Origin of the sequence: Corynebacterium sp. LK26, assembly GCF_014335085.1 — a bacterium.
GTDB classification, from domain to species: Bacteria; Actinomycetota; Actinomycetes; order Mycobacteriales; family Mycobacteriaceae; genus Corynebacterium; species Corynebacterium jeikeium_D.
In genome coordinates this window covers 153,917-179,121 of sequence record NZ_PDHB01000016.1, presented here as the reverse complement: position 1 = coordinate 179,121, position 25,205 = coordinate 153,917, and the positions used below count along the sequence as shown (strand labels likewise).

30 protein-coding genes are annotated in these 25,205 nt (G+C 58.3%); 20 read left to right on the top strand and 10 right to left on the bottom strand.

All coding sequences use genetic code 11. From position 1 onward, the window contains the following. Positions 1 to 636: 636 nt before the first annotated feature. The 3 genes from CRD13_RS09170 (at position 637) to metS (ending at position 3,888) form a co-directional block, all read left to right on the top strand. Positions 637 to 1,809, top strand: a complete 1,173-nt coding sequence (locus tag CRD13_RS09170) for an acyl-CoA dehydrogenase family protein (protein WP_048759734.1) — start codon at positions 637 to 639, stop codon at positions 1,807 to 1,809. Between the two features lie 295 nt (positions 1,810 to 2,104). Further along, a complete protein-coding gene (locus tag CRD13_RS09165) occupies positions 2,105 to 3,715 on the top strand; it encodes a sodium-dependent transporter (RefSeq protein WP_070602867.1) in 1,611 nt (536 codons plus the stop codon). Between the two features lie 5 nt (positions 3,716 to 3,720). Beyond that, complete coding sequence (metS, locus tag CRD13_RS09160; RefSeq protein WP_048733989.1) at positions 3,721 to 3,888, top strand: methionine/alanine import NSS transporter subunit MetS; 168 nt, start codon at positions 3,721 to 3,723, stop codon at positions 3,886 to 3,888. A gap of 42 nt (positions 3,889 to 3,930) precedes the next feature. On the opposite strand, the gene CRD13_RS09155 is transcribed toward metS, so the two are convergent. Beyond that, entirely contained in the window at positions 3,931 to 4,689 is a 759-nt protein-coding gene (locus CRD13_RS09155) for an enoyl-CoA hydratase-related protein (protein WP_187401550.1), read from the bottom strand. An 80-nt stretch (positions 4,690 to 4,769) separates the two neighbouring features. Between CRD13_RS09155 and CRD13_RS09150 the strand changes: the two genes are divergently transcribed. Further along, a complete protein-coding gene (locus CRD13_RS09150; protein WP_049190692.1) occupies positions 4,770 to 5,318 on the top strand; it encodes a GNAT family N-acetyltransferase in 549 nt (182 codons plus the stop codon). Between the two features lie 305 nt (positions 5,319 to 5,623). Here CRD13_RS09150 and CRD13_RS11050 read toward each other — a convergent pair whose 3' ends face one another. Continuing rightward, the gene (locus CRD13_RS11050; RefSeq protein ID WP_246822166.1) at positions 5,624 to 5,953 is read right to left on the bottom strand and encodes a hypothetical protein; all 330 of its coding nucleotides are present in this window, start codon (positions 5,951 to 5,953) and stop codon (positions 5,624 to 5,626) included. Between CRD13_RS11050 and CRD13_RS09145 the strand changes: the two genes are divergently transcribed. Further along, the gene (locus CRD13_RS09145) at positions 5,939 to 6,724 is read left to right on the top strand and encodes an HNH endonuclease signature motif containing protein (protein WP_255466703.1); all 786 of its coding nucleotides are present in this window, start codon (positions 5,939 to 5,941) and stop codon (positions 6,722 to 6,724) included. The two genes, CRD13_RS11050 and CRD13_RS09145, sit on opposite strands and share 15 nt — an antisense overlap. A 41-nt stretch (positions 6,725 to 6,765) precedes the next feature. Here CRD13_RS09145 and glyA read toward each other — a convergent pair whose 3' ends face one another. Next, positions 6,766 to 8,067 (bottom strand): serine hydroxymethyltransferase, encoded by a 1,302-nt coding sequence (gene glyA, locus CRD13_RS09140; protein ID WP_005510713.1) that lies wholly within the window; start codon positions 8,065 to 8,067, stop codon positions 6,766 to 6,768. A 150-nt stretch (positions 8,068 to 8,217) separates the two neighbouring features. Here glyA and coaA point away from each other — a divergent pair, with 150 nt between their 5' ends. Continuing rightward, positions 8,218 to 9,153 carry a type I pantothenate kinase gene (coaA, locus tag CRD13_RS09135; RefSeq protein WP_042388837.1) on the top strand — a complete coding sequence of 312 codons (936 nt, stop codon included), beginning with the start codon at positions 8,218 to 8,220 and terminating at the stop codon, positions 9,151 to 9,153. 30 nt (positions 9,154 to 9,183) lie between these two features. On the opposite strand, the gene CRD13_RS09130 is transcribed toward coaA, so the two are convergent. From CRD13_RS09130 to mca, 4 genes are all read right to left on the bottom strand, one after another. Continuing rightward, a complete protein-coding gene (locus tag CRD13_RS09130; RefSeq protein ID WP_016423188.1) occupies positions 9,184 to 9,969 on the bottom strand; it encodes an isoprenyl transferase in 786 nt (261 codons plus the stop codon). Between the two features lie 38 nt (positions 9,970 to 10,007). Next, positions 10,008 to 11,099 carry a 3-deoxy-7-phosphoheptulonate synthase gene (locus tag CRD13_RS09125; protein ID WP_187401549.1) on the bottom strand — a complete coding sequence of 364 codons (1,092 nt, stop codon included), beginning with the start codon at positions 11,097 to 11,099 and terminating at the stop codon, positions 10,008 to 10,010. 314 nt (positions 11,100 to 11,413) lie between these two features. Then, positions 11,414 to 11,698 carry a hypothetical protein gene (locus tag CRD13_RS09120; protein WP_016423190.1) on the bottom strand — a complete coding sequence of 95 codons (285 nt, stop codon included), beginning with the start codon at positions 11,696 to 11,698 and terminating at the stop codon, positions 11,414 to 11,416. A gap of 27 nt (positions 11,699 to 11,725) precedes the next feature. Next, the gene (gene mca / locus CRD13_RS09115; protein ID WP_070546065.1) at positions 11,726 to 12,580 is read right to left on the bottom strand and encodes a mycothiol conjugate amidase Mca; all 855 of its coding nucleotides are present in this window, start codon (positions 12,578 to 12,580) and stop codon (positions 11,726 to 11,728) included. A 261-nt stretch (positions 12,581 to 12,841) separates the two neighbouring features. On the opposite strand from mca, the gene CRD13_RS09110 reads away from it, so the two are divergent. Then, positions 12,842 to 13,309 carry a DUF4307 domain-containing protein gene (locus CRD13_RS09110; protein WP_070566587.1) on the top strand — a complete coding sequence of 156 codons (468 nt, stop codon included), beginning with the start codon at positions 12,842 to 12,844 and terminating at the stop codon, positions 13,307 to 13,309. A gap of 174 nt (positions 13,310 to 13,483) precedes the next feature. After that, the gene (gene greA / locus CRD13_RS09105; RefSeq protein ID WP_048733968.1) at positions 13,484 to 13,996 is read left to right on the top strand and encodes a transcription elongation factor GreA; all 513 of its coding nucleotides are present in this window, start codon (positions 13,484 to 13,486) and stop codon (positions 13,994 to 13,996) included. Between the two features lie 249 nt (positions 13,997 to 14,245). Here greA and CRD13_RS09100 read toward each other — a convergent pair whose 3' ends face one another. Next, entirely contained in the window at positions 14,246 to 15,073 is an 828-nt protein-coding gene (locus tag CRD13_RS09100; protein WP_048733966.1) for a Bax inhibitor-1/YccA family protein, read from the bottom strand. 235 nt (positions 15,074 to 15,308) lie between these two features. On the opposite strand from CRD13_RS09100, the gene CRD13_RS09095 reads away from it, so the two are divergent. Together CRD13_RS09095 and CRD13_RS09090 are read left to right on the top strand one after the other, a co-directional pair. Further along, positions 15,309 to 15,641, top strand: coding sequence for a hypothetical protein (locus CRD13_RS09095; protein ID WP_048733964.1), 333 nt, complete (start codon positions 15,309 to 15,311; stop codon positions 15,639 to 15,641). 71 nt (positions 15,642 to 15,712) lie between these two features. Further along, positions 15,713 to 17,296 carry a succinic semialdehyde dehydrogenase gene (locus CRD13_RS09090; protein WP_049172253.1) on the top strand — a complete coding sequence of 528 codons (1,584 nt, stop codon included), beginning with the start codon at positions 15,713 to 15,715 and terminating at the stop codon, positions 17,294 to 17,296. Positions 17,297 to 18,430: 1,134 nt separating this feature from the next. Here the strand turns inward: CRD13_RS09090 and xerC are convergent. Beyond that, positions 18,431 to 19,594, bottom strand: coding sequence for a tyrosine-type recombinase/integrase (xerC, locus tag CRD13_RS11160; protein WP_187401548.1), 1,164 nt, complete (start codon positions 19,592 to 19,594; stop codon positions 18,431 to 18,433). A 2-nt stretch (positions 19,595 to 19,596) separates the two neighbouring features. Continuing rightward, complete coding sequence (locus CRD13_RS09080) at positions 19,597 to 20,124, bottom strand: hypothetical protein (protein ID WP_187401547.1); 528 nt, start codon at positions 20,122 to 20,124, stop codon at positions 19,597 to 19,599. 137 nt (positions 20,125 to 20,261) lie between these two features. Between CRD13_RS09080 and CRD13_RS09075 the strand changes: the two genes are divergently transcribed. The 10 genes from CRD13_RS09075 to CRD13_RS09035 all read left to right on the top strand — a co-directional run bounded on the left by CRD13_RS09075 (position 20,262) and on the right by CRD13_RS09035 (position 25,169). Then, the gene (locus CRD13_RS09075; RefSeq protein ID WP_255467832.1) at positions 20,262 to 20,489 is read left to right on the top strand and encodes a DNA-binding protein; all 228 of its coding nucleotides are present in this window, start codon (positions 20,262 to 20,264) and stop codon (positions 20,487 to 20,489) included. 12 nt (positions 20,490 to 20,501) lie between these two features. After that, positions 20,502 to 20,834: a hypothetical protein gene (locus CRD13_RS09070; protein ID WP_187401545.1), complete on the top strand. Its 333-nt coding sequence runs from the start codon at positions 20,502 to 20,504 to the stop codon at positions 20,832 to 20,834. 22 nt (positions 20,835 to 20,856) lie between these two features. Continuing rightward, positions 20,857 to 21,180 (top strand): hypothetical protein, encoded by a 324-nt coding sequence (locus CRD13_RS09065; protein WP_187401544.1) that lies wholly within the window; start codon positions 20,857 to 20,859, stop codon positions 21,178 to 21,180. A 29-nt stretch (positions 21,181 to 21,209) separates the two neighbouring features. After that, on the top strand, positions 21,210 to 21,614 hold the full coding sequence (locus CRD13_RS09060) for a hypothetical protein (protein ID WP_187401543.1): 405 nt from the start codon (positions 21,210 to 21,212) through the stop codon (positions 21,612 to 21,614). Positions 21,615 to 21,686: 72 nt separating this feature from the next. Next, entirely contained in the window at positions 21,687 to 22,001 is a 315-nt protein-coding gene (locus tag CRD13_RS09055) for a hypothetical protein (protein WP_187401542.1), read from the top strand. Beyond that, positions 21,998 to 22,120 (top strand): hypothetical protein, encoded by a 123-nt coding sequence (locus tag CRD13_RS11035; RefSeq protein WP_255467830.1) that lies wholly within the window; start codon positions 21,998 to 22,000, stop codon positions 22,118 to 22,120. The genes CRD13_RS09055 and CRD13_RS11035 overlap by 4 nt, the downstream gene beginning before the upstream one ends. Before the next feature lie 237 nt (positions 22,121 to 22,357). After that, positions 22,358 to 23,125, top strand: coding sequence for a bifunctional DNA primase/polymerase (locus CRD13_RS09050; protein WP_187401541.1), 768 nt, complete (start codon positions 22,358 to 22,360; stop codon positions 23,123 to 23,125). Next, entirely contained in the window at positions 23,122 to 24,639 is a 1,518-nt protein-coding gene (locus CRD13_RS09045) for a phage/plasmid primase, P4 family (RefSeq protein ID WP_187401540.1), read from the top strand. The genes CRD13_RS09050 and CRD13_RS09045 overlap by 4 nt, the downstream gene beginning before the upstream one ends. Before the next feature lie 10 nt (positions 24,640 to 24,649). Next, positions 24,650 to 24,850 (top strand): hypothetical protein, encoded by a 201-nt coding sequence (locus CRD13_RS09040; RefSeq protein WP_187401539.1) that lies wholly within the window; start codon positions 24,650 to 24,652, stop codon positions 24,848 to 24,850. Next, a complete protein-coding gene (locus CRD13_RS09035; protein ID WP_151011170.1) occupies positions 24,843 to 25,169 on the top strand; it encodes a WhiB family transcriptional regulator in 327 nt (108 codons plus the stop codon). The genes CRD13_RS09040 and CRD13_RS09035 overlap by 8 nt, the downstream gene beginning before the upstream one ends. Positions 25,170 to 25,205 lie beyond the last annotated feature (36 nt).

Here is a 25,205-nt window from a genome sequence, read left to right as displayed (position 1 = left end):
CGACTAGCGCCTAATCGCAGCAATAAAAAAAATGACGCGACCTGCTCGCTGTCCATTCCACAGGGACGGCGCACGGGTCGCGTCATTTTTTCGAGTGCAATTGGAGGTTGCTATGACTGCAGTGGAAGAAGCTCGGATAATCAAGGGAACCGGTCTCCACCTGATGCTCATACTAACGACCACCAGCACTAATGGAAATAAGAAAACGAGAATGTTTCGTTAATCACCCCCATGACGGCCATCTCAAACGCTTACACTCTCCACCCAAAGTCCCAGCGGCCCGACTGGCAGACATGACAAAAATAGCCATCCACCTGGCTTTGTAGGTTAGCATTACCTAATATTGCCGACCGTCGGCGATAGTCCGAATTCAATAGCAACCCCCAACCGCAACGGGGGTAGTTTTCCGGGAAGGCTGGGCGCAATATCCGTCGTCAAGCGATTCCACATCACCAATCGGGAAAAAACTTTTAAAAAAACAAGTGTCTCTCATCACACTCATGCATAATGGGGTACAACAGTCATAGTCACTATGACGATGAACCGAGGCCATCGCGTTTATCTGCAGCGTTTATCTGCGACGTACGAAAAGGCCTTAAGACAAAAATTCCACGACAATATTTCTAGGAGCATGTCATGAAGGACTTTCTGCCCCGTACTCACTTCGAAGAAGAGCACAACATGTTCCGCGACATGGTTCGCGGCTTCGTCGAGAAGGAAATCACCCCGAACGTAGAGCGCTGGCACAAGGAAGGCCAGCCGGATCGCGAGGTCTTCAAGAAGGCCGGCGAGCTCGGTCTGATTGGTATGTCCACTCCGGAGGCATACGGCGGCGGCGGAGAGATGGACTTCCGCTACAACCAGGTCCTGAACGAGGAGCTTTCCAACGCTGACTGTGGCTCCATCGTCGTTTCCTTCGGCGTTCTCAACGACCTGGTCGCTCCGTACCTGGCTAAGTTCGGCAACGAAGAGCAGAAGCAGAAGTACCTGGCTTCCATGAACGCCGGCGATACCATCGGCTGCCTCGCCATGACCGAACCGGGCGCAGGTTCCGACCTGGCAGGTATGCGCACCTTCGCCAAGAAGGACGGCGACCACTACGTCCTCAACGGCACCAAGATCTTCATCTCCAACGGCATGATGGCCGACTTCGCTCTCGTCGCAGCTATCACCGACCCATCCAAGGGCCGCGCTGGTGTCTCCATGTTCATCGTCGACGCCGACCTCGAGGGCTTCACCAAGGCTGGCCCGCTACAGAAGGTCGGCCTGAAGGCTCAGGACACCGCTGAGCTCAACTTCGACAACGTCCGCGTTCCGGCTGAGAACCTGCTCGGCGAAGAGGGCGCTGCCTTCGGCTACCTGCGCACCAACCTCGCTCACGAGCGCTTGACCCTGGCTTGCGGCTCTGTCGCAACTTCCCGCCGCGCCTGGACCCTGGCTTACAAATACGCTCAGGAGCGCGAGGCATTCGGCCGCCCGATCATCCAGCACCAGGTCCACGGCCACTACCTGGCCGACATCGCCACCCGCGTCACCGCCCTGCAGGCTTTCGTTGACCAGGCCGTTATGGCTCACAACGCAGGCCAGCTGGACGAGACCGGCGCTTCCATGGCCAAGTACTGGACCACCGAGGAGCAGCAGGACATCGTTACCCGCTGCCTGCAGATGTTCGGTGGCTACGGCTTCATGCTCGAGTACCCAATCTCCACTCACTACCTCGACTCCAAGGTCCAGACCATTTACGGTGGCACCAACGAGATCATGAAGGAAATCATCTTCCGTCGCATCGCCAAGGGCGGCGCAGAGTAAATAGCGCACGTCGGCCTAGCTGATTCGACACAAACCCCGTCAGGTTTTCCTGGCGGGGTTTTTGCATACCTCAAAGTTCATGGCTGGTGATTATTTACGAGGCTTGATTGGAGCTGCCCTCCCCCTGTGCCACACCCCTCACCAAAACCATTACCCCCTACAAAACTGAAACTATACAATGAGATACCTATCTCATATACTAAGATTCCATTAGGTAATGGTGATGCACTTCACCAATTTTCCCCTCGGCCACGCGGGCGCGTGACCGAAGATGAAGGATTGGAGTTCCAGAGGTATGAGCACAACTAACTCGACCGCTACCCCTCAGCGAAGGGAGGTGTTTTCCACCCGAGCAGCCTTCATTTTCGCCGCCATCGGCTCGGCAGTCGGGCTTGGAAACATCTGGCGTTTCCCCTATGTCGCATACGACTCCGGCGGTGGCGCCTTCCTTATCCCCTACCTGGTCGCACTTCTGACCGCGGGTATCCCACTGCTCTTCCTCGACTTCGCCATCGGCCACCGCTTCCGCGGGTCCGCACCGAAGTCGATGCGTCGCATCAAGACCTGGGCTGAGCCAATCGGCTGGATTCAGGTCGGTATCGCCTTCTTCATTACCGTCTACTACGCCGTTATTATCGCGTGGTCCTTCATCTACGCCTGGAAGTCCATCCGCAAGAGCTGGGGCCCAGATGCCGAGACCCACTTCATGAAGGACTTCCTCCAAGTAGACACCGAGAGCGTCTTCTCTCTGGACTTCGTCCCCTCGATTTCCATCGTCCTGCTCATTGTCTGGGTACTCGTCATCGGCATTCTGGCCGCTGGTGTGGACAAGGGCATCGGCAAGGTCTCGATTATCTTCATCCCGCTGTTGACCATCCTCTTCGTCGCAGTGGTCATCTACTCCCTGACGCTCGACGGCGCTGCAAAGGGCCTGGATGCATTCTTCACCCCAGACTGGTCCGCACTGACTGACTCCAGCGTATGGATTGCCGCCTACGGCCAGATCTTCTTCTCCCTGTCCGTGGCCTTCGGCATTATGCTGACCTACGCCTCCTACCTGAAGCCACGCACGAACCTCACCGGTTCCGGCCTGGTCACCGCGTTCGCAAACTCCTCCTTCGAGGTTCTCGCCGGTATCGGTGTCTTCGCCACCCTGGGCTTCATGGCAGCGCAGTCGGGTCAGGCCGTTGACGAGGTCGCAACCTCCGGTATTGGTCTTGCCTTCATCGCATTCCCGACGGTCATCTCTGAGATGCCCAAGGTCATCGGTTCGGTCTTCGGGCTGCTGTTCTTCCTCTCCCTGGCAATCGCCGGTGTGACCTCCCTGATGTCGCTGCTCGAGGTCGTCGTCTCCGCAGTAAAGGACAAGCTGAACCTCGGCCGCGTCCAGGCCACCCTCACCGTCGGTGGCGCCATGGCCGTCATCTCGCTGCTGGCCTTCCCGACCACCTCAGGTCTGGTAACCCTCGACATCGTAGATAAGTTCACCAACAACGTCGGTATCGTCCTGGTTGCACTGCTGACCATCATCGCAATCGACTGGATCCTGCGCCGCACCAACGAGTTCGCCATGCACCTCAACGCCGTGTCCTCGTTCAAGGTCGGCACCATGTGGCAGATCTTCGTCGGAAACATCACGCCGGTCATTCTCGCCGTCATCCTGTTCCAGGAGCTCATTGGACTTTTCCAGGAAAACTACGAAGGCTACTCCGACACCCAAATCGACATCTTTGGCTGGGGTGTCATCGGCGTGATTCTCATCGGCGCTCTGATTATGGCCATCCTGCCTTGGCGCGGCCAACACCGTCTCGATGGCCCTCCGGGCTCGGACTTCGGTGTGACGCCAGATTTCAAGCGGTCCTCACACCTGCCACGCAAGCACACTCCGGAAACTGAGGAGGTTTAAGCCAAATGTCCGGTATCGCAATTGTCATGATGGCACTGTTCATCATCGTCATCTGGGGCGGTCTGGCGGTCTCGCTGGTCAGCCTATCCAAGCACCCTGACGAGGTTTCCGGTGAGCTGGGAGATCACCCAGAGCTCACCAGTGAAGTACTAGGAGCACAGGAAGAGCAGTAGTTCTTCACTACTATCTCTCCCCTGCCACTCCAGGTATCTGTCTTACTCACCTACGAAATGCGGTGGTCGCTTCTCCAAGAACGCGGCCACCGCTTCCTTATGGTCGGCCGAGACCGCCAAACGAGCCTGCGCGTCCGCCTCCGCCGCAGCAGCAGACAAGGTATCCCGGCGCAGCAGAGCCTTAATCTCCTTCAGCGCGGCCGTCGGCCCCGCCGCAAACTGGACAGCCAACTCACGTGCCCGAGTCGCTGGATTATCCACCACTTCAGTGACCAGGCCGAGGCTCAGGGCTTCGTCGGCAAGCACCTTCTTATCGAAGAACAACAGCTCACGCGCCTTCGCGTCGCTGACCATGCGCGGCAGCAGCGCCGACATGCCACAGTCCGTGGCCAGGCCAATCGACGGGAACGCCGCCTTGAACGACGCCTTCGGGCCGGCGATACGGAAATCACAGTGCAGCGCCAACGACCAGCCGGCACCCGCCGCAGCACCTTCGATAGCGGCAATAACCGGAACGTTAATCGCGGTCAGCTCCGCGACCATCGGGTTGTACTCCTCGACAACCTTGCCCATGCCGGCGCCGGACTGCAGGTCAGAAATGTGCTCCTTCAAATCCTGGCCCGTACAAAACGCCTTCGGCCCGCCGAGCAGGATAACAGCGCGCACATCCGGCTCCTGTGCACGCTCAAAAGCGGCCTTTAGCTCCAAGCGGAGATTCTTATCCAGGGAGTTATAGGCATCCGGGCGGTCGATGGTGATGGCTAGAATGCCGTCGGAAAAGTCTTGAGAAACGTTGCTCATAACCTCGCAGGTTATCGCAATCTCCCCCGCCTCGGACGCACTTTTGCACCAAATCACCCGCCGCGAGTAACAAGGGACACATGACACTTCCACGCCCCGCCACGCCTGACGACGTCCACGAGATCGTCGACCTCATCAAAGACCTGGCGGCCTACGAAAAAGAACCCGATGCCGTCCGACTGACCCCCGAGCGCCTGCGCGAACAGCTCTTCGGGGACAACCCTGCGATTTTCTGCCACGTCGTCGACTCCACATCCGGAAATTTGGACGACGGCGCCGGTGGCGGTGATGGCGGTGTTGGTGGCGGTGATGGCGGTGTTGGAGGCAGCCCGCGCCTCGACGGCATTGCACTGTGGTTCCTCAACTACTCCACCTGGGAAGGCACCCACGGCATCTACCTCGAAGACCTCTACGTCCGCCCCGAGGCACGCGGCACCGGCAAGGGCAAAGCACTGCTGCAGAACCTCGCGCGAATTGCCGTGGAGCGAGGCTACTCACGTGTCGAGTGGTGCGTCCTGAAGTGGAATCAACCCTCCATCGATTTCTACCGCTCCCTCGGCGCCTTCCCCATGGACGAATGGGACACCTTCCGCCTCACCGGCAGCGCCCTGCGTGACTTCGGGGCGTAACAGACGGCAGCGCGTGGTGCGGCGGTACGGCGGTGCAGCTGCGGTGCGTTTGCGCGGTGAAAAGTCCGGATGTGGATAACTGCTAAACCGGCTGACTTATCCACAGCCTGCCCCCATAGGCGTTGTCCCCCTACATCCGGACTTTTACCTTCAAAGGCATGACAGTTCTTGGGACGCTCGCCGCACTGGCCTCGCGCGGAATGGACACGCTAGCGGAACTCCACGCCGCGCGTCCCGACGGCCACGACGCCACCTCCCACCTGGCGGCAACCCTCGGCCTTGACCCGGCGCGCCTCCGGCTTTTGCTACGCGTCGCCGCCCACTATCTCCAACCCGCTGACACCGAGGAAAACACCAAAGCCCGCGAAGACGCCACCGCCCTTGCGCGCCAGCTCGGCCTCAGCCTGGACACCTGCGTGCTTATCGACAAGCGCAGCCGCCAAGCCAACAACGCCGAACTCCACGACAACCTGCGGCTCACCTTCGTCGCTGCCGCCGAACGCCTCGGCTTCGAAGAACTCGATCTCTACATGCGGGAAACTCTCACCGAGCTCAACACCGAAGACGAGCCACCCCAGCATCTGCGCGCCCGATTTTCCCGGAAGGTAGACATCCGGGGAATGAAGCACTTCCACATCTCCGGCCCCTCGGATATGCTCGACAATCTCCTGTCGCCGCTTACCATCCGTGCCGCAGAAATCCGGAAGTCCCATCCGGAGTTTTCCCACGACCGCTGCGTCGGCCAAGCGCTTGCCGAGCGCCTCGAGCATGCCGATGCCGCAACGCCCGTCGACAAGCTCGATGAAATGCGCTACCAACCCGCCATCATCATCACCGCACAAGACCTCATCGACTACAGCCCGCGATTCGCCGCCACCACCAACGGCTCTGCGCTCGCCCCCGACGTCTTCCTCAACGCCCTACTCGCCGACACCGGGTGGGCCGTGCTTTACGACGAACACAGCGCCATTACGGACTTATTTCCCATCGGCAACCCCCGCCTGGCGACTGAAGAGCAGCGCATCGCGATGCTCATCGACAACCCCATCTGCGCCTGGCCCGGCTGTGAACGCCCCGCCTATAGCGGACAAGCGCACCACCTAGTCGCCCACAAACACGGCGGCACAACCACGCTGGACAACCTCACCATGGTCTGCCGCGAACACAACGGGCTTAACGACGACGACCGGGAAGGACGCAACGGCCACCTCGAACGCATCCCCACATCCGGACATATTCGATGGCGCCCACCTGACAAGACTCGGCCGCCGCTGTTTAGCAACTCATTCGTGACATCAATGTCCGGGAGGTCCTACGCCGGATACCGGGCAGGCACGACGAAACAGCTCGGGCCGGAGCCACCACCTCCGGACCAAAACCCGGATGTACGGGAAAACCCGTCTTAGCGCACTGCTAGAACGGGTACTTGCGCTGCAAAAACGCAGAATTAGATGAGGTTCCAGTCCTCGATGCCGTCGTAAAGCGGGAATTCCTGAGCAATCTTCGAAACACGAGCACGCAGGGAGTCAACATCCGCATTCTTGCCGGCGGCGAGAGCAGTACCGATGACATCGGCGACCTCGGTGAAGGCCTTCTCGTCGAGACCACGGGTGGCCAGCGCCGGAGTACCGATACGAAGTCCGGATGTAACCATCGGAGGACGCGGGTCAAACGGAACAGCATTGCGGTTGACGGTAATGCCAACAGCGTGGAGCAGATCCTCGGCCTCCTGGCCGTTCATCTCAGAATTGCGCAGATCCGCCAGAACCAGGTGGACATCGGTGCCGCCAGTGAGAACATCGACGCCAGCCTCGGCGCAGTCGGAAGCGGTGAGACGCTCAGCCAGAATGCGGGCACCAGCCAGAGTGCGCTCCTGGCGCTCCTTGAACTCCTCGGTACCAGCAATCTTCAGCGCCACGGCCTTGCCGGCGATGGCGTGCATCAGCGGACCCCCCTGCTGCCCCGGGAAAACAGCGGAGTTCAGCTTCTTGGCGTACTCCTGCTTAGCCAAAATCATGCCCGAACGAGGACCACCGAGGGTCTTGTGAACGGTAGTCGACACAACGTCAGAATGCGGAACCGGCGACGGGTGCAGACCGGCGGCAACCAGGCCTGCGAAGTGCGCCATGTCCGTCCACAACTTCGCACCGACCTCATCGGCGATGGAACGGAAAGCTTCGAAGTCGAGGTGGCGCGGGTACGCCGACCAACCTGCGATGAGAACATCCGGCTTTTCTGCGAGCGCCTGCTCACGCACCTTGTCCATATCGATCCGCATAGTGTCCTTGTCCACACCGTATGCGGCGACGTGGTAGAGCTTGCCGGAGAAGTTCAGCTTCATGCCGTGGGTCAGGTGACCGCCGTGTGCCAGGTCGAGGCCCATAATCTTGTCACCGGCGTTGATTAGCGCATGCAGAACGGCAGCGTTGGCCTGCGCACCTGCGTGTGGCTGAACGTTGGCGAACTCAGCGCCGAAGAGCTCCTTGGCGCGGTTGCGTGCCATGTCCTCGACGACGTCGACGTATTCGCAGCCACCGTAGTAACGACGGCCCGGGTAGCCTTCGGCGTACTTGTTGGTCAGAACCGAGCCCTGAGCTTGCAGCACTGCACGTGGAACAAAGTTCTCACTGGCAATCATTTCGAGCATGTCACGCTGACGAGAGAGCTCCCCTGCCATTGCCTCTGCGAGGTCGGGATCGAGTTCACGCAGCGATTGGTAGCGGACATCGTTATTGTTAGACCCGGTCATGAGTAGGTTTTCGACCTTTCAATGAAACTTCAATGCCACAGGCCATGCTAGCCCTTTATGGGGCAAACCACGAAAGCAGCACCATTCAGGTATGCCCCCTTTATTGACTCGTTTTCCGGTTTTCGGCACCCCCTTGGCACAATTGGAAGTATGACGCGCGCAACATCCCCCAGCCCGTACGTCGAGTTCAAACGCGAGCAGTGGCGCGAAATGCGCAAGAATATGCCTCTGGTGCTGACGGAAGAGGAAGCTGAACGACTTTCCGGTATCGGTGAAAACATCGACCTGGACGAAGTCGCCGAGGTCTATCTTCCGCTTTCTCGTCTGATTCACATGCGTGTGGCGGCGCATCGGGAGCTGAACGCCGTAACGTCAAACTTCCTTGGGGAAAATCCTTCGAAGGGGGCGTCGGTGCCGTTTATTATCGGCGTCGCGGGTTCGGTGGCGGTCGGCAAGTCAACGACGGCGCGTTTGCTGCAGGTGCTGCTCGAGCGCTGGGAGACTAATCCGCGGGTGGACTTGGTTACTACTGATGGCTTCCTCTACCCTTCTGAGGAATTGAATCGCCGTGGGATTATGCAGCGCAAGGGGTATCCGGAGTCGTATGATCAGCGTGCGTTGATGCGGTTTGTCACGGCGGTGAAGTCGGGGGCGCGGCATGTGAAGGCCCCGGTGTATTCGCACACGCTCTATGACCGGGTGCCGGATGAGTTCGTCGATGTTGACCGTCCGGACATTCTCATTCTCGAGGGGCTCAACGTTTTGCAGACGGGCCCGACGCTGATGATTTCCGATCTTTTCGATTTCAGTGTCTACGTCGATGCCCCGCGCGCGGACATCGAGCGTTGGTACATCAGCCGTTTCCTCCGTCTCCGCCAGACAGCGTTTCGCGCTCCGGGCGCGCACTTCGCGGATTATGCCACGCTTGACGACGAAGCTGCGGCCGAGGTAGCCCGACGCATTTGGCAGCAGGTGAACTTGCCGAACCTTACGGAAAATATTTTGCCCACTCGAGTGCGTGCGTCATTAGTTCTTACGAAGTCTCGGGACCACAAGGTTTCGAGGGTCCGGATGCGCAAACTCTAACATCCGGAAATTTTTCCGGATGTAGGGAGGTTATTTGCCGAAGCGGCGCGAGCGCTGCGAAAAGTCTCGAAGTGCGCGGAGGAAGTCGATGCGGCGGAACTCGGGCCAGTAGGTATCGGTGAACCAAATCTCGGAGTAGGCGGTTTGCCAGAGGAGGAAGCCGCTGAGCCGCTGTTCTCCGGAAGTGCGGATGACTAGATCGGGGTCCGGTTGTCCGGATGTGTAGAGGCGGCGAGAAATGGCATCGGTGGTGATGCGCTCCTCAAGCTCGGAAGCATCGATTCCCTCGGCGACTGATTCCCGGATGATTCTGCGTACTGCGTCGACGATTTCCTGCCGGCCGCCGTAGCCAACGGCGATGTTGACCTGGATGCCGGTGTTGTTCGCGGTGACTTCTTCGTCGTGACGCAGCCGGGCGGTCATTCTTTCCGGAAGGAGCTCGAGGTGGCCGACCATGCGCAGGCGCACGTCGTTAGGCGATTGTGCCAATTCGTCGACGACGTCAGCGATGATGTCGAACAGTAATTCCAGCTCTTCGGGGTCGCGCCCGAGGTTTTCGGTGGAGAGCAGGTAGATGGTGACCAGCTCGATTTCCTGCTCGGCGCACCAGCCGACGAATTCTGCGATTTTGCGGGAGCCGACGCGGTGGCCGTGGCTGACGTCGGTGAATCCAGCCTCCCTCGCCCAGCGGCGGTTGCCATCGGCCATGATGGCAACGTGCTTGGGGCGAGGTTTTCCTTCTAGCTCTTGGGCTAGTTTGCGCTCGTAGAGCGGATAGGCGATCCGCCGGAGTGAGGACGGCTGGTTTTCTTTCACATATGTAACCCTACCCAATGGGCACGGCCACTTTGTGCTTAGTCGCGTGCCTGCCGACGCTTCCGGACTTCTGTCGCAAGCGTACGCAGCAACCGGTCGGTGGTTTCCCAATCCATGCACGCATCGGTGACGGACTTGCCGTATACGAGGCCCTTACGACCATCGGTAATTTTTTGCGCGCCGGCTTCGAGGAAGGACTCCATCATGATGCCGGTGATGCGCTCGTCGCCGCCCCCGATGAGCTTGCCGAGCTCCTCAACGACCTCGGCCTGGCGCACCTCGGATTTTCCGGAATTGGCGTGGGAGGCGTCCACCATAATGCTGACGGTTTGCTCGGCCTTGTTCAGGCGGGCTTCGGCGTCGTTAAGCGATTCTTCGTCCCAGTTCGGGCCGGAGGTGCCACCGCGGAGGATGATGTGGCAGTTGTGGTTGCCGGCGGTTTCGACGACGGCGGCGCGGCCTTGGTCGTTCATGCCGAAGAAGAAGTGCGGGTTTGCTGCGGAGACCAGCGAGTCCACGGCGACCTGGACGTTGCCGTCGGTGCCGTTCTTGAAGCCGATGGGCACGGAAAGTCCGGAAGCGAGCTGACGATGGACCTGCGACTCCGTGGTGCGCGCACCAATTGCACCCCAGGAGACGGCGTCGGAAATGTACTGCGGGCTGTTGGGCTCGAGGAATTCGGCGCCGGCGGGCAGGCCGGTGCGCAGGACCTCGATGAGTACCTCGCGGGCCATGTGCAGGCCCTTGTTGATTTTGAAGGAGCTATCCAGGTCGGGGTCGTTGATGAGTCCCTTCCAGCCGACGGTGGTGCGCGGCTTTTCGAAGTAGACGCGCATGACGACCAGCAGGTCCTCGTCGAGCTCATCGGCGGTGGCCTTCAGGCGGCGGGCGTAGTCGATGGCGGCCTCAGGGTCGTGAATGGAGCACGGGCCGACAACGACCAGCAGACGATCGTCTTCACGGGCGATGACGCGGGCGACGTCGAGTCGCGACTGCTCTACCTCGTTAACCAGGTTTGGGGTCAGTGGCTGTTTGGCCATGACCTCTTCTGGGGAGGGCAGGTCGTGGAAGGCTACGACGCGGCGGTTCGCGGTCGAGGCGGGGGCTTCGAGGGAAGTTGGAGGGGTCATCTGAGGTCTCTTTTCTCTGGGTGATTAGTTGCGCATTTTGGCTGTAGGTACGACAAAAGGCAGCGCCCCGATTGGTTGGGGCTGCTGCCTTTGGCTCCGGTTGGTGGCGACGTGACGATTAGCCGCCGGCTGTGACTATGTCGTCACTGCCTCCGGAGCCTTCGAAAAATAAAATCGCCACATACGCATGTGCTTGACTGTAGCGCACTGCCTAGAATCCCGCAATTCGAACTCCAAATCCCGCCACACGGGAAACAATCAGGGGTGCGCGCAACTGCCCGTCGTCAAGCGACGCGCACACACCTTGACGCTGACTACTCCGCTTCACGACGCTGCTCTGCTGCAGCCATCGCCTTATCCACAGCCTCGGAATCGAAGGGATCCATGTCGTGCGCCTCGGCGAACTTCCGGCGAGCGGCCATGCGCTTCGCGCGCCGCGAGAGATCCCAGCCGAGAGCCAGGATGACGATGAGCAAAACGACAATGATGAGCAGGCCAACAGGAGAGGCCTTTCCGAAGTCAGCACCCCGCGGACCAGTGGGGTTCTGCGCCAGGAAAATTGTCGTGCGAGCCGCCAAGGCATCGAAGCTTTCAATCATGAGTTCCAGCTTAGCGTTAATTCCGGACTATTCCGCGTCGGGGTCGATACCGGCGAAGAGATCGGTCTCTGGCAGCTCGGTCTGCACTCGAGTGCGGGCAAGCTCAAACTCTTCGGTCGGCCAAACGCGCTGCTGAATGTCTACCGGCACGGCGAAGAATGGCCCGTTCGGATCGATCTGCGTAGCGTGCGCCAGCAGCGCCTGATCCCGCTGCTGGAAGTAATCGCCGCACTCAACCTGCGTGGTCACGCGGGTCATGATGTCGCCGGGAGTCTTAGTCCAACGGCGGAAGGACTCGGCCAGCGGGCTTTCCAAACCGTTGTCGCGATAGTAGTTGTCCAGCGCGATGAGACGCGCCTTGATGAAACCGTGGGTGTAGTAGAGCTTGGAAATTTCCCATGGTTCACCGAGCTCGGGGTACTTATCCGTTCCAGACTCCAGCCAAGCGCGCATGGACACGATATGGGTCATGATGTGGTCCGGGTGCGGGTAGCCACCGTTTTCGTCGTAAGTAATGACGACGTGCGGACGAAACTCGCGAATTGCCCGAATGAGAGGCTTGGTCGCATCCTCGACCGATTGGCGAGCAAACACTCCGTGCGACAGCACCGGCACCGGGTTGCCCGCAGGCAGACCGGAGTCGGTAAAGCCGAGCCACTCATGTTCAACGCCGAGAGTCTCAGCGGCTGCAGCCATTTCGTGAACGCGCACTGCGGCGATATTCTCCCGCACCTCCGGCCGATCCATCGCAGGGTTGAGAATGCTGCCGGCCTCACCGCCGGTGCAGGTCACCACTTTGACGCGATGCCCTTCCGCCGCATATCGGGCCATCGTTGCGGCGCCCTTGCTCGATTCGTCATCAGGATGAGCGTGAATTGCCATCAGACGAAGTGTCAATTGAAGTCACTCCCGCTACTATCTCAGTCCATGTTTTCTGGCCAAGGCCGGAGCCCTTCGACCGCAACGATGCTACTCCAGCACCGTTTCAATACCGCCCCACTATAGCGCTGCACCATCATATGACCACGCAGCATCGCTACTCGGTGGAACGACATAGCAGCAGGACACCGCGCCACACCAGAAAGATTGTTTAACTGTCAACATTTTACCACGTCGACCGAGAACTCCGATAGGCTAAAAAGCATGGCTGAAAGTTCGGAGCGAAACACCCGAAATACCGCAGCGCCGAAGCGAGAGCGCGAGCGCTATGGGGACAACAGTCGCACTCTCCCCGCAAAATTGGTTGTCATCGCTATTGTTGGCATGCTCGTCATCGCCGGCGCATACATCTTCGTTCAGATGAACCGCGTCTCCGCCCCGGATGTCTCTGCAACGCAAGCGGGCTGGAGCCGCACTCCAGGTAAGGAAGATGAGCAGTTCATCTTCACGCTGGACGTCACCCGCGAAAAGCCGGAGCTGGATAGCTACTGCATTATCTATGCGCTGAACTATGACGTGGCAGAGGTCGGGCGTCGCGACGTATTCATCCCGGGCGGCGGCCCCGCTACCGTGCGGATGGACGTCCCCATTGCCACCCGCGAGCTGGCCGTCGCAGGCGATGTCTATGGCTGCTCCACCGACATTCCGGAGTTCCTCGCACCTGCGAAGTAATCTCCCTTCGCGACTGAGGATCATGCGCTGCGGGGGCACGTCGTAAAGCGTGCGCGACAACACTCCGACGCGCCTGTTATTGCCATGTGGCGTGACAGTGCTATCCTGTGACGCAGCCGACGGCCCCACGCGGGGCCGCTTTTGTATTAAATAGCCAAAAACACAGGAGGAACCATGACTGAGGCAAAGAACAATAGCCCATGGCTCACCCAGGAGTCCTACGACAAGCTCAAGGCCGAGCTTGAGGCGCTATATGAAAACCGCCCGGTCATCGCCGCCGAGATTAACGAGCGTCGCGAAGAGGGCGACTTGAAGGAAAACGCCGGCTACGATGCCGCCCGCGAGCAGCAGGGACAGGAAGAGGCACGCATCCGCTACCTCGAAGACCTGCTGCAGCGCGCCACCGTCGGCGAGATTCCACAGGAGTCCGGTGTGGCTCTGGTCGGCACCGTGGTCCACGTCTACTACGACGGCGACGAAGACGACACCGAGACCTTCCTCATCGGTACCCGTGGCGCTGACTCCTCCAACCCGAACCTGGAGACCTACTCCACCGATTCCCCGCTGGGCAAGGCTCTGGTCGGCGCTAAGGAGGGCGAGACCCGCACTTACGCTTCCCCGAGCGGCGACGAAGTGTCTGTCACTGTGGTCAAGGCTGAGCCGTACGACCCGGAGATGGACGCCTAAGCGCTCCCGGCGTTAGACCGCCTCAACCCAGGCGGCAACTTCGGGCCACAGTGCCCGATTCTTGGACCGATAGAAGCCCATATGGCCTATCGGTCCATTTTTTGTGCCCTCTCCCGCTTCGATATCGCGCTTTACGACGTCACACTGCACAGCCCTATCGGTCAATACGTCGACTGCCAACAACAAAGCGCCGGCCAACCCGTAATAACGGGCTAACCGGCGCTTGTGCGTTAGTTAGTTTTCTAGCGTTTAGTCCCTGAAGTAGGACAGCAGACGCAGAATCTCGGTGTAGAGCCAGACCAGGGTCACAGCCAGACCGAGGGCGACACCCCAGGCGTACTGAGCCGGAGCGCCAGCGCGGACCAGGCGGTCAGCCTGATCGAAGTCAATCAGGAAGCTGAAGGCTGCCAGGCCGATGCAGACCAGCGAGAAGATGATCGACAGCATGCCGCCGTCACGCAGCGGGAAACCCAGGCCGAACAGGGAGAGCACCAGGTTGCCCAGCATGAGGACCAGGACACCAATCAGAGCCGCACTCATAAAACGGGTGAACTTCGGGGTCACGCGGATAGCGCCCGACTTGTAGACGAAGAGCATACCGATGAAGACACCCAGGGTAGCCAGCACGGCCTGCATAATCAGCGCACCAGCGGCAACGCCCTGAATTGGAGCAGTGAACATGAAGCTGATGCCACCGACGAAGAGGCCCTCGAAGGCCGCGTAGGTGAGGGTAACCGGCGCGGAGCCGTACTTCTTGCCGAAGGTGGAAACCAAAACAGTAATCAGACCACCGATGGCGCCGACAATGGTCAGAATCATGGCCAGGCTGGTGGAGACACTGACGGCAATGAAGAAATTGACCGCAGCCAAAACGATGATGGTTGCCAGCGTGATGCCGGTCTTGGAAACGACATCGTCGACCGTCATCGGACGGTAGTCGGCGGCAACCTGCGACTGGTACGGGTTATCCCCGTAGCCAGCGCCCATCTGACCTTGGCCGTAGTGATGTGCGCCCGCCTGTCCGCGGGCGACGGTCTTAGTAAGTGAACTGAATGCAGGATTGCTGCTTTCGCGCACGTCGTCCTTCTTTCTTTTCTCAGTTTTTCTTACGTTTTGTATTCAGGCACACGCGCTTACGTTTGCCTACACTTTCTACAACGGGCGATGTAAAGGTATTGTTCCCAACCCTGAAAAACAGTTAGTATCAAGGTAATTCCTCGCCTGCTGGCGGTGATTTTGTAATCGCGGAAAAACTCACAGTCGCCAGGCGTGGGCACCACATGAGTGATTATGAAACAGGAGGTTGGTCAAGATGTCTGATGGCCTTGACTACGATCCGGATACCACTGGTGATTTCGACGAGACCACGCTCGATGGCTCAGAGGGACTCGATGGCGACTTCCTCACCGGTGATGGCGAGAATTATGTAATGGATCCGCCGGACCGCTGGCGGGGCGCTTCTCCGCATGACACTCTCGGCAAGCGGTTGGCCGAGGAAAAGCCGGACATCGACGTCGACGACGATCTGGATGATGACCCGGAGATGCGCTACGGCGATGTCGACGGCCACGAACCGTTCGAGTTCGGCAACGATGGCCCGCGCGACCCGGACCGCAACCGTCGGATGGGCTGGACTACTTACTAAAGTTTTCTAAGTTTTTGTAGTTTTGCCAAATTTACTATCTCGGGGCGCCGCGCAACAGTAGTATCTGTGCCATGACAGCATCTACTGCTACGACAAACCGAACTACCATCCGCAATCCGCTTAACGACGAGCTCGTTGCCCGCCTTCTTCAGCGCGTCACGGTAGCTGATAAGTCGAAGACCGCCACTATCTCGGCACCATTTACCGGCCAGGAGCTGGCGCAGATTCCTGTCGGTACCCAGGCCGATGTCGACGAGGCCTTCAAGCGTGCCCGTGCCGCGCAGAAGAAGTGGGCCCGCATGGCGCCGGAAAAGCGCGGCGAAGTGCTGCACCACTTCCACGACCTGCTCTTTACCCACTGCGACCAGGTGCTGGACCTGCTGCAGGCCGAGACCGGTAAAAACCGCGCCAGTGCCCACGAGGAGCTCGTACACACAGCTATCACCGCCCGCTACTACGGCAATCAGGGCCCGAAACTGCTTGAGCCGAAGCGAGCACACGGCGCTGTCCCGGTACTTTCCAAGACCACCGTCTACCACCATCCAAAGGGCGTAGTCGGTGTTATTGCTCCGTGGAATTACCCACTGACCCTCGCGGTTTCCGACGCGCTGGCTGCACTGATGGCCGGTAACGCCATCGTGCTCAAGCCGGACAGCACCACTCCGTTTACTGCTCTCTTCGCTGTCGATTTGCTCTACCGCGCTGGCCTTCCGGAGGATCTCTTCCAGGTCATTCCAGGTCCCGGTCGCGTTGTCGGCCAGGGCATTGTCGGCCAGTGTGACTTCCTGATGTTCACCGGCTCCTCCGAGACCGGCCGCTCGCTGGCGCAGCAGTGCGGCGAGCGCCTGATTAGTTTCTCCGCGGAGCTCGGCGGCAAGAACCCGTTGATTGTCGCCGAAGATGCCAACATCAACCGCGCGGTCGAGGGCGCACGCATTGGCTGCTTCACCAACTCCGGTCACCTGTGCGTGTCCATTGAGCGAATCTATGTCGTGGACTCCGTCTGGGACGAGTTCGTCCCGGCATTCACCGACCGCGTGAAGGCAATGTCCATCGGCGCTGGCTACGAGTGGGAAACCGAGATGGGCTGTCTGCAGTCGCAGGGCCAGTTCGACACCGTCAAGTCCATGGTCGACGAGGCCATCGAGGCCGGCGCCACCGTGCTGGCCGGCGGTCGTCCTCGCCCGGATCTGGGACCGCTGTTCTACGAACCGACCGTGCTTACCGACGTCCCGGAGGGCGTCGCCCTGCTGACCGAAGAGGTATTCGGCCCGGTGGTAGTCCTCCAGCGTGTCTCGGATGTCCACGAGGCTATCGCCAAGTCCAACGATTCCCGTTATGGCCTCAACGCTTCGCTGTGGACCTCCCCGCGTCGCGCAAAGGAGCTGGCTCCACAGCTTGAGGCCGGCACTGTCAATGTCAACGATGGTTTTGCTGCGGCCTTCGCGTCTGTCGATGCCCCGATGGGTGGTTTCAAGGATTCGGGTGTGGGCCGTCGTCAAGCAGCGGGCGGCCTGCTGAAGTACACCGATGAGCAGACAGTGACCGTGCAGCGTCTTTCCCCGGTATCGATGCCGCAGATGCCGCGTGAGCTGTACTCGAAGGTGTTCAACACGGCACTTGTCCTCGGCAAGAAGTTCAACGTCCTGCCGTAATCCGCATGTAGCGCGCACAAATAGCAAAAGGCCAGGTCAGAAAACTCTCTGACCTGGCCTTTTGGTGCCCCCAGTGGGACTCGAACCCACACTGAAAGGGTGTTACTAGGTGTTTCGTCTAGTGTCGTTGATTCTCACTAGTTGCAGTTTCTCCAGGTCAGCTACGCCTAGCGGTTTACCTAGTGTCGTTGATTCTCACTAGATGCGTTTATTACTTGTTGATTAAGTGTTGACCATTCTCACGGGATTTCTAAACCCTATAGGAAAGTTTAGTAAAAAACGTGTTCCCCATGTTCCCCAAGGTCAGAGAATGTTTTTACTATGTTCCCTTTATGTTCCCTCCGTGTTCCCCCAGGTAGGGAACATGTTCCCAATGGTCTCAAGGAATTTAGCTTTTCCTTCACGGTTCTCGCCCCGTTGCGCCTACCGGTTGCCCCTGTTGCTGCGGGTGGCTGATTCTAGGGAGCTGAGGGGTGTAGCGATTCACGATCCCCTTTTTGCCGTGGCACCTGCTCTCGGTTCAACCGTTACGAGGTTCGTAGCAGATGACTTTTTTCGGAAAATGGAAGAAAGTGTTCTCGGTCAACAATGACCGGGAAGGTTCCCGGAACCGGGAATATCTCCCGTGAGCATGTAGGGCTTACCTCTGAACCGGCGAATTTTACACCGGTGTAAAATCAGTGCGGCCCTGGCAGGTGATCCATTTGGATCACGTGAAGCCTTGGGCATAATCCATAATTCTGGATTTTGAATCTTTCAAGATTCGGTGCTGGTGATGAGGTGGTGTCAATGTCACCACCTAAAGCCGTGAATGTTAAGGATTTTAACAATGTTAAGATTCGGTGCCGGTGGCCCAATCGCCTGTTGTTTACAAGTTGTAAATATCTCGGTGAGACCCCTTGGAAATTCGGAAGAACTTCCGTTATTGGAGGATTCTCCATTAATAGCTTCCGCGCGCGGGGCTTATGTACGGTTCGCTCGATTCGACGGATTCGTCGATATAGCTTCCATGCACTCGCGGGGCTTAAGTCGGGATTCCGACCTAAAACCCCTGTTCGCAAATCGATTCTAATCGGTTAAAGGGCGGGAGCACGTACCCTAACACCCTCCAACCGCTCACAGAGCATCCTAGAGTTAGTCGTTTTCTAGGTCTCCTAGATAATCCTCAATCAACGGAGGTGGCGCAGTGTAATAAGCCTCGGTGGTAGTCCGCTTAGAGTGCCCCAGCTGACGTTGCGCCGCGTCGATACCGTACTTCTCGGAAATACGGCTAGAGATCGTAGACCTAAACTGTTTCGGCGTTATCTTCACACCAAAGTTCAGCCCAGCGGTTGCGAGACGTAGCCAACGGTTCAGATTCCGAACGGTGATGTACGTCCCGTTCCTGCTGGGGAAAAGTGGCTCACCCCAGAATTGAACGGCTTCACTGTCTAACTGTTCCTGTATCGCTGCTGCCGCGTCTGCCGTGATGGTGATGTTTCGCCGCGCGAACTGTGACGCATGGTTTTTTATCCGTTCGGTTCGCCCGCCGCTCGCGTCTGACTGGCCGGTAACGATGACGCGCCTGTTAGCCGGGTCTACATCTGTAATGCGCAGTCCTAGTACCTCGGAGCTTCGCAGGCCGCTACCGGCTATCACTCGAACTATTTGGGGTAGCCCGTGGCCGCGCTTATGCCCCGCTGGTTCTTCATCATCGCCCTGGTTGGGATCTAGCCCAGTACACCATCGTTCAATGGCTTCAATGTATGCGTCTTGCTGTTCTTTGGTGATGTTTGCAACTGGTTTTCTATCCGCTTTAGGCAGTTTGATTGATTGCCAAGGTGAGGTTGCTAGTCCGCCGACGCGCACGGCGTAGTTGAGTGCCGCCGATAGGACGGTGGCTGTGGTTTTGGCTGTACCTGGGGTTAGCTCGTTGATAAACGCCTGCAGGGTTACGGGCGATAGCTCGTTGAGCCGTAGCTGGCCTATCCCTTCTTGAATGTGTGCATCGATGACCTGTTTGTAGATCCGTTTTGAGTGGTCGGTTACGTCGTGTTGGTCAATCCAAGTTTCGATGAGTTTGGATAGTTGGGTGTTTGGGGTTATGACTTCGGCGTATGGGGTGCCTAGTCGTTCTGTGCAGCGTGCTTCTAGTTTTCGGGTGGCTTCTGCTTTGCTTTTGCCGGTGGCTGTGACTTGTACTCGTTTGCCGGTGTAGAGCCGTAGGTTTGTGAGTGCTTTGATTTTTCCGCTGGGGGCGGTGCTGTATGAGATGTTTCCGTGTGTGCCCGGTGGTGTAGGTGGCTGACCCCTGGACACGGCTAGTCGTCCTTTTCGGCAACACTGCCGCCAAGCGACTCAATTGTTTGCTCGAGTCGCTGCACAACCCTTTTGAACCACGTTAGCGATTCCTCAAAGTCTCCGTGCTCCTCCATCATCTTTAACGCCTTGTATTGAGTGTTTTCCCGCTCCTGAGCAGCCTTAACTAGCTGGTTCTCAAAGTAGTTAATTTCCCCGGACGCGGCCACGAAGGTTGAAGTTCCTTCTACCCATGAGCCCGCTCGGATTGCCCGATCTTCCAGCCCCGGCAGGTACTCAACAATGCCGTCCGGGTAGGCAGGGAACAAGAGCAGGATAGGGGCGGTGTTGAGCGCAGCGGCCAAAACTAGCCATTCGGCAACGCTGATTGACTTCCGGTTGCCGTTTTCAAGCTGAGATAGCCCGCTTCTTGCGACCTTGTGCCCTAGCTCGGCTGTTCGTGTTTCTAGCCAGAGTAGAGACCGGTCGCCGCGTAAGCGCTGCACTTCCGATCCAATTTTGGCGGTCATTTCTTTTTGCCAGTCACCCATATATCGCACTTTAACCAAGAAATGCGATGTTCACTAATGTTTCAGGTATTGCGCTGTTACTGCACATGTAGTAACGTTCTTTCTAGAGGCAGTAATTGTACTGTTTCTGAACATCACATTTTTTAGGAGGTATGCGAATGCCTAATAGAGAGCTACCGCCAACTATCTCGGTGCAAGTGGCCTCACAGCTTCTAGGAATCAGCTCCAGTGGAGGATACGCAGCTATTCAGAAGGGAATTTTCCCCACTCAAGTAATCAAGATTGGCGGCCGCTACGTCATTCCAACCAAACCATTGCTTGACCTGCTTGGACTCGACGAACTGCCGACCGAAGTAACCAGCACAGATACCCCTCAAGCCGCTTAAGGAGAAATACCGATGACTACTAACGATCTGGCACACACCGCCGCCGAGCTGCAGGCAATTACCACAGAGACGCACAGCATCTATTCAGAGTGCTACTTCAACGGCGTGAAGCAGGTCACCACCTCCGCCACTGCCACCAACCTCAAGGACGCGACCGCCGACCTGCTGGACTTCTGTAACCAGCACCCACAGTCACGCCACGACTTCGCCATCTATGACACCGCTGAGAACGACAACGGCACCACTGTCACCATCGAAGGCACCCTGTCACCAACGGACGGCGAAACAGACGAAACGAACTGTGTCGTTATCGTGTTCGCCATTCCCCACCAGCAGGCCGCGTAATACCAAGGAAGGAACAACCTCAATGACTACCAACTACACCCCCGCCGACTCCCTGGCCTACCTCGCCAACACCTCAATGCTCGACATCGCAATCGAGCTACTGGAAGAGCTCAGCGACAATAACCCATCGGTTCAGGTATCAACCTCAATTCAGGTCATCCACACGATGGAAAAACTCATTCAGGCCGAAGCCAGCGCGCACAACGTGGCCGACCTGCAGCGCTACTCAAACGAGGTTCCGGTGAACATCTCGTACACCGATGAGGACGGCGAAATGACCAGCACGCTTCACCCGTCCGGGAACTACTCCAACCCTGCCTTGGGCATGTCCTTGGATTGCGCGTAACCCCAAAAAAAGAAGAAAGGGCTGCACTCATGACTACACAGACCATCAACGAGCACATGGCCAACTTGTGCGACCTGGCAGAGCACTTCATCAACCAGGAGATGCCAGACCGCGCGAAAGAAGGCGCCCCCTGGGAACAAGTGGTTAAAGACCGACTGGCCGCCGAAATTGCAGGAAACCAGGACTACCGCCGGGTAGCTGCCGCGCTACTCATCGAACGGTCGGCAGGCGTCACGATCTCCGATGGGGACATGGCGACCGAAAAAACGAAGAAGTTCCTCGACGGGCTGGCAGGCATCGACGATTTTAACGAGATCATCAACGCTGTAGACGGGGCGGTTTTTGACTACACGATGCAGGAACTTACCGCCAAGGGTGAAGCCGTCATGTCGGCAATCTTCAACTACATCGAAAAGCAAGAAAACCAGGAATAGAAAAAGACGCTCTAGCCAAGGGCTGAAAAGCTAGAGCGTCTACATTCCCAAAAAGAAAGGAAGGACATCAAAATGACTACCAACCAGAAGATTACCACAACCGAATCAACGAGCAGCAAGCATAAGCGCCGCCGCAGGCCTTACCATACGCGCGCCCGCGTTACTGACGCTGGCGAATATATGGTTTGCGGCCACTTCATCTCGAAGAACCGAATTATCGATGTCAACACCTACACCGGTGACATTGAGTTCTTCCCCTGCCCGGGATGTGAGTACATCCACCGCCTGGAAAAAGAGATGAAAGGCCATTGGCCAATCTTTCGTATCCCAGCGTCCCTAGCACTGGACATCGTGGACATCGCTCAACCGAAGGACAGTGCAGCATGATCACGATGGACGCCACCGCCCTACTCAACGCGGCAGACGAAGAACTAGTCAACTGGGCAAACGCCCTGCTCAACATCCTTGATTTAAGCGGTTTTACAAACACCGCCGCCCAACTATAAGGGGAGAAAACAAGGGTGTGACGAAATAGAGTGACGAAAACAAACTGAATAGCAGCCCTGGACAGCGAACGCGGGTGCAATTCCCGCGCAGGGCACGAAGCCCCACAAACCGCGTGGGCAGCCACGGGCGCAGGCCAGGAGCCACATAAGCCGCCCCACACAGACAGTGGCTTAGGCGCAGCCAGGAGCTGACCCTAGCGAACCTCACCACCCCGTTGACACATTGGAGGTTCCTTCATGACTCGTACGCAGCAATACGCCGACGCAGCCACCCTCGCAGGGTGGGGGCTGGAAGTCTTTCCACTCAAAGGAAAAGCACCTCTAACCCGCCACGGCCACAAGGACGCAACCACCAACCAAACACAAATAGAATCATGGTGGACGCGCTGGCCACATGCCAACATCGGAGCACGACCCGCCGCGAACGTGATTGTGTTCGACATCGACCCGCGCAATGGCGGCAATAGCACCTGGCGCCGAATCAACAAGGGGAAATACCTCCCCGCCACGCTGGTCACTCGCACCGGCTCCGGTGGCCTTCACATCTGGTTCCGGCTCCCCTACTCGGCTCCCGTGAACAAGACAGCCGGGGACGGCATCGATCTTAAAAACCACCGTGGCTATTTGGTTATGCCCGGCAGCACACACCCGGGCACTGGCCGCCCTTACGTGTTTCAGTCCTGGCATGACCCTAACCAGCTCCCAGAACTGCCGAAGCATCTACATCGCTACGTGTTCCGGCCACCGGCGAAAGTCCAAGCGGTTATCCCTCGCGCAGTTTCCTCTAGCGGAAACCTTGCCGGCCGGCTTATCAACGACGTGGCCGCCGCACAGTCTGGTTCTCGCAACGAGACACTTAACCGCGCCGCCTTCATCGCCTACAAGTACGGGTTAGACATCTCGGAAGAACTAGCTAGCGCAGCCGCCTGCACCGGGCTATCCGAGCCGGAAATTATGCGCACCCTCGCTAGCGCACGACGCGCAGCGCAGGAGGTGGCAGCATGACCACCACCACGCGCATGAACCTCGCAGACCGCGTAGACGCCGGACTCATCCAACCACCCGCCGACTGGGGCATCTACCCGGCACCAACGCAGCCAATGGCGGTAGCCCGCCACCTTGTTCGCGACCTCTACACCAACCCCGAAAACCTTCCTCTACTCGCGTACTGGAAGGGGCAACTCTGGCATTACGCAGGCGCCGAATGGCACGCCCCGAAAGATGCCATTGAGTCCAAGGGCGATATTTGGGAGCACTTAGAAAAGCAGGCTTACCCCGCTGGCACCGATGGTGAGGTTAAGCCCTGGGCACCAACCACCCGCCGCGTCTCGGACATCCTGGAACCTCTCAAGATCCTCACGATACAGGGCTACGACGCTACCCCGCCTTACGCCACCGGTACCGGCACCCCAGCCGGAAACATCATCTCGATGGCTAACGGACTGTTCAATCTGGACACCCGCAAGCTCACTGACCACACGCCCGCAATCTTCAACACCTGGAGCCTGCCATTTAACTATGACCCCAACGCCAAGTGCCCACGATGGGCAAAGTTCCTTGACGAAGTTTTTGAGCACGACCCCGAAGGCGCTCATCTACTCCGAGAATTCATGGGCTACCTGCTCAGTGGCCGCACTGATCTTCAGAAGTCCCTCATGCTCATCGGAGCAAGCGGCGCAGGCAAGGGAGTCATAGCAACTGTAATCCGCGCGCTGATGGGAGACGGCAACACCGCAACAATCACCCTCGACGGCATCGCCCGCAATGACTCGATGCTATCCGGTTGCATCGGTAAACCACTGGCCGTCATGGAGGACGCACGCGACACCGAGCACGCCGGAAAACGGGCTGTAGAGCGCCTGCTGTCCCTCATCGCAGATGATCCAATGGGCATTGACCGCAAATACAAAGACCCGTGGTTTGGCCGCCTAGGTACTCGCCTGCTGTTTGTCTCCAACGAGCTGCCGCGGTTTAAGGACTCATCCGGCGCTATCCTGCGCAGGTTTTCCATCATCCGCCTGGAAAAGAGCTTCACGAATAACCCAGATCCAGACCTAGCCGACAAACTTCTAGCAGAACTCCCCGGAATTTTCGTGTGGGCACTCGAAGGACTAGACCAGCTCGACAAGCAAAACGGACGGTTCACAACCCCCTCCGGCGCTCGCGGACTCGTAGACACTCTGGCCGACCTTGCCCGCCCGCTCGATGAGTTCATCGACTGGGCAGACGAAAACGACAAGCTCATCATCACCGGAAACAAAAACGATGCCGCTGACGCCAAGGAAGTTAACCGCATCTACCGCCAATGGTGTGACAGTCAAGGCCGCGCGCGCATGAACTCAGTAACCCTGGCCAACACCATCACCGCCGCTTACCCCACCGTTGAACACATCATGCCGAAGGAGAAAACCACTCGCGCCGACGGCACTTCCAAGATTAAGCGCTGGCGTGAATATCGCGGCATCAAGCTCATCGACACCGACACCACCGACAGCTGGATCATCGCAGGAATCTCATAGGAGAAACATCATGGTAACCGACCCGCGCATCGCAACGATACGCAAGCCCCATGGAGAAAAAATCGCAGTTCGCGCCCGCCGAGACCTCAAAGACGGAGGGAACGGAATCTTCCTCATCATCGGATGTGAGGCTTACCTAATTAGCCCCCGTGAAGTAAGGCAGCTGACTAACAACCTCGTAGACCTCATGGAGCAAATCACAGATGCCTAGAGCCAAATACCCCTGGCCGAACATCAAGGAAGTACCCGCCTACCTCGCGCCACTGCTGACACCCGCCTACAGCCTGATTTTCACTCAAGCCGCGTGCCGTGGCCGAGCACCACTGTTCGACCACACCATCGACGGCGAAACGACGGAGCAGCGCGAAGCCCGCCACCATCACGCCCGAACCCTCTGCCGCATCTGTGACGCCCGCCGAGAGTGCCGCAAAGTAGCCGCCAACACTCCCCCAGAACAACGCCGCGGCATCTGGGCAGGAGAGCTCTACGGAGACAACGGACACCCACTAGACCACCAGGAAGCAGCATGACCCCCACCCCACTACAACGAGCACCACCGCCCTACC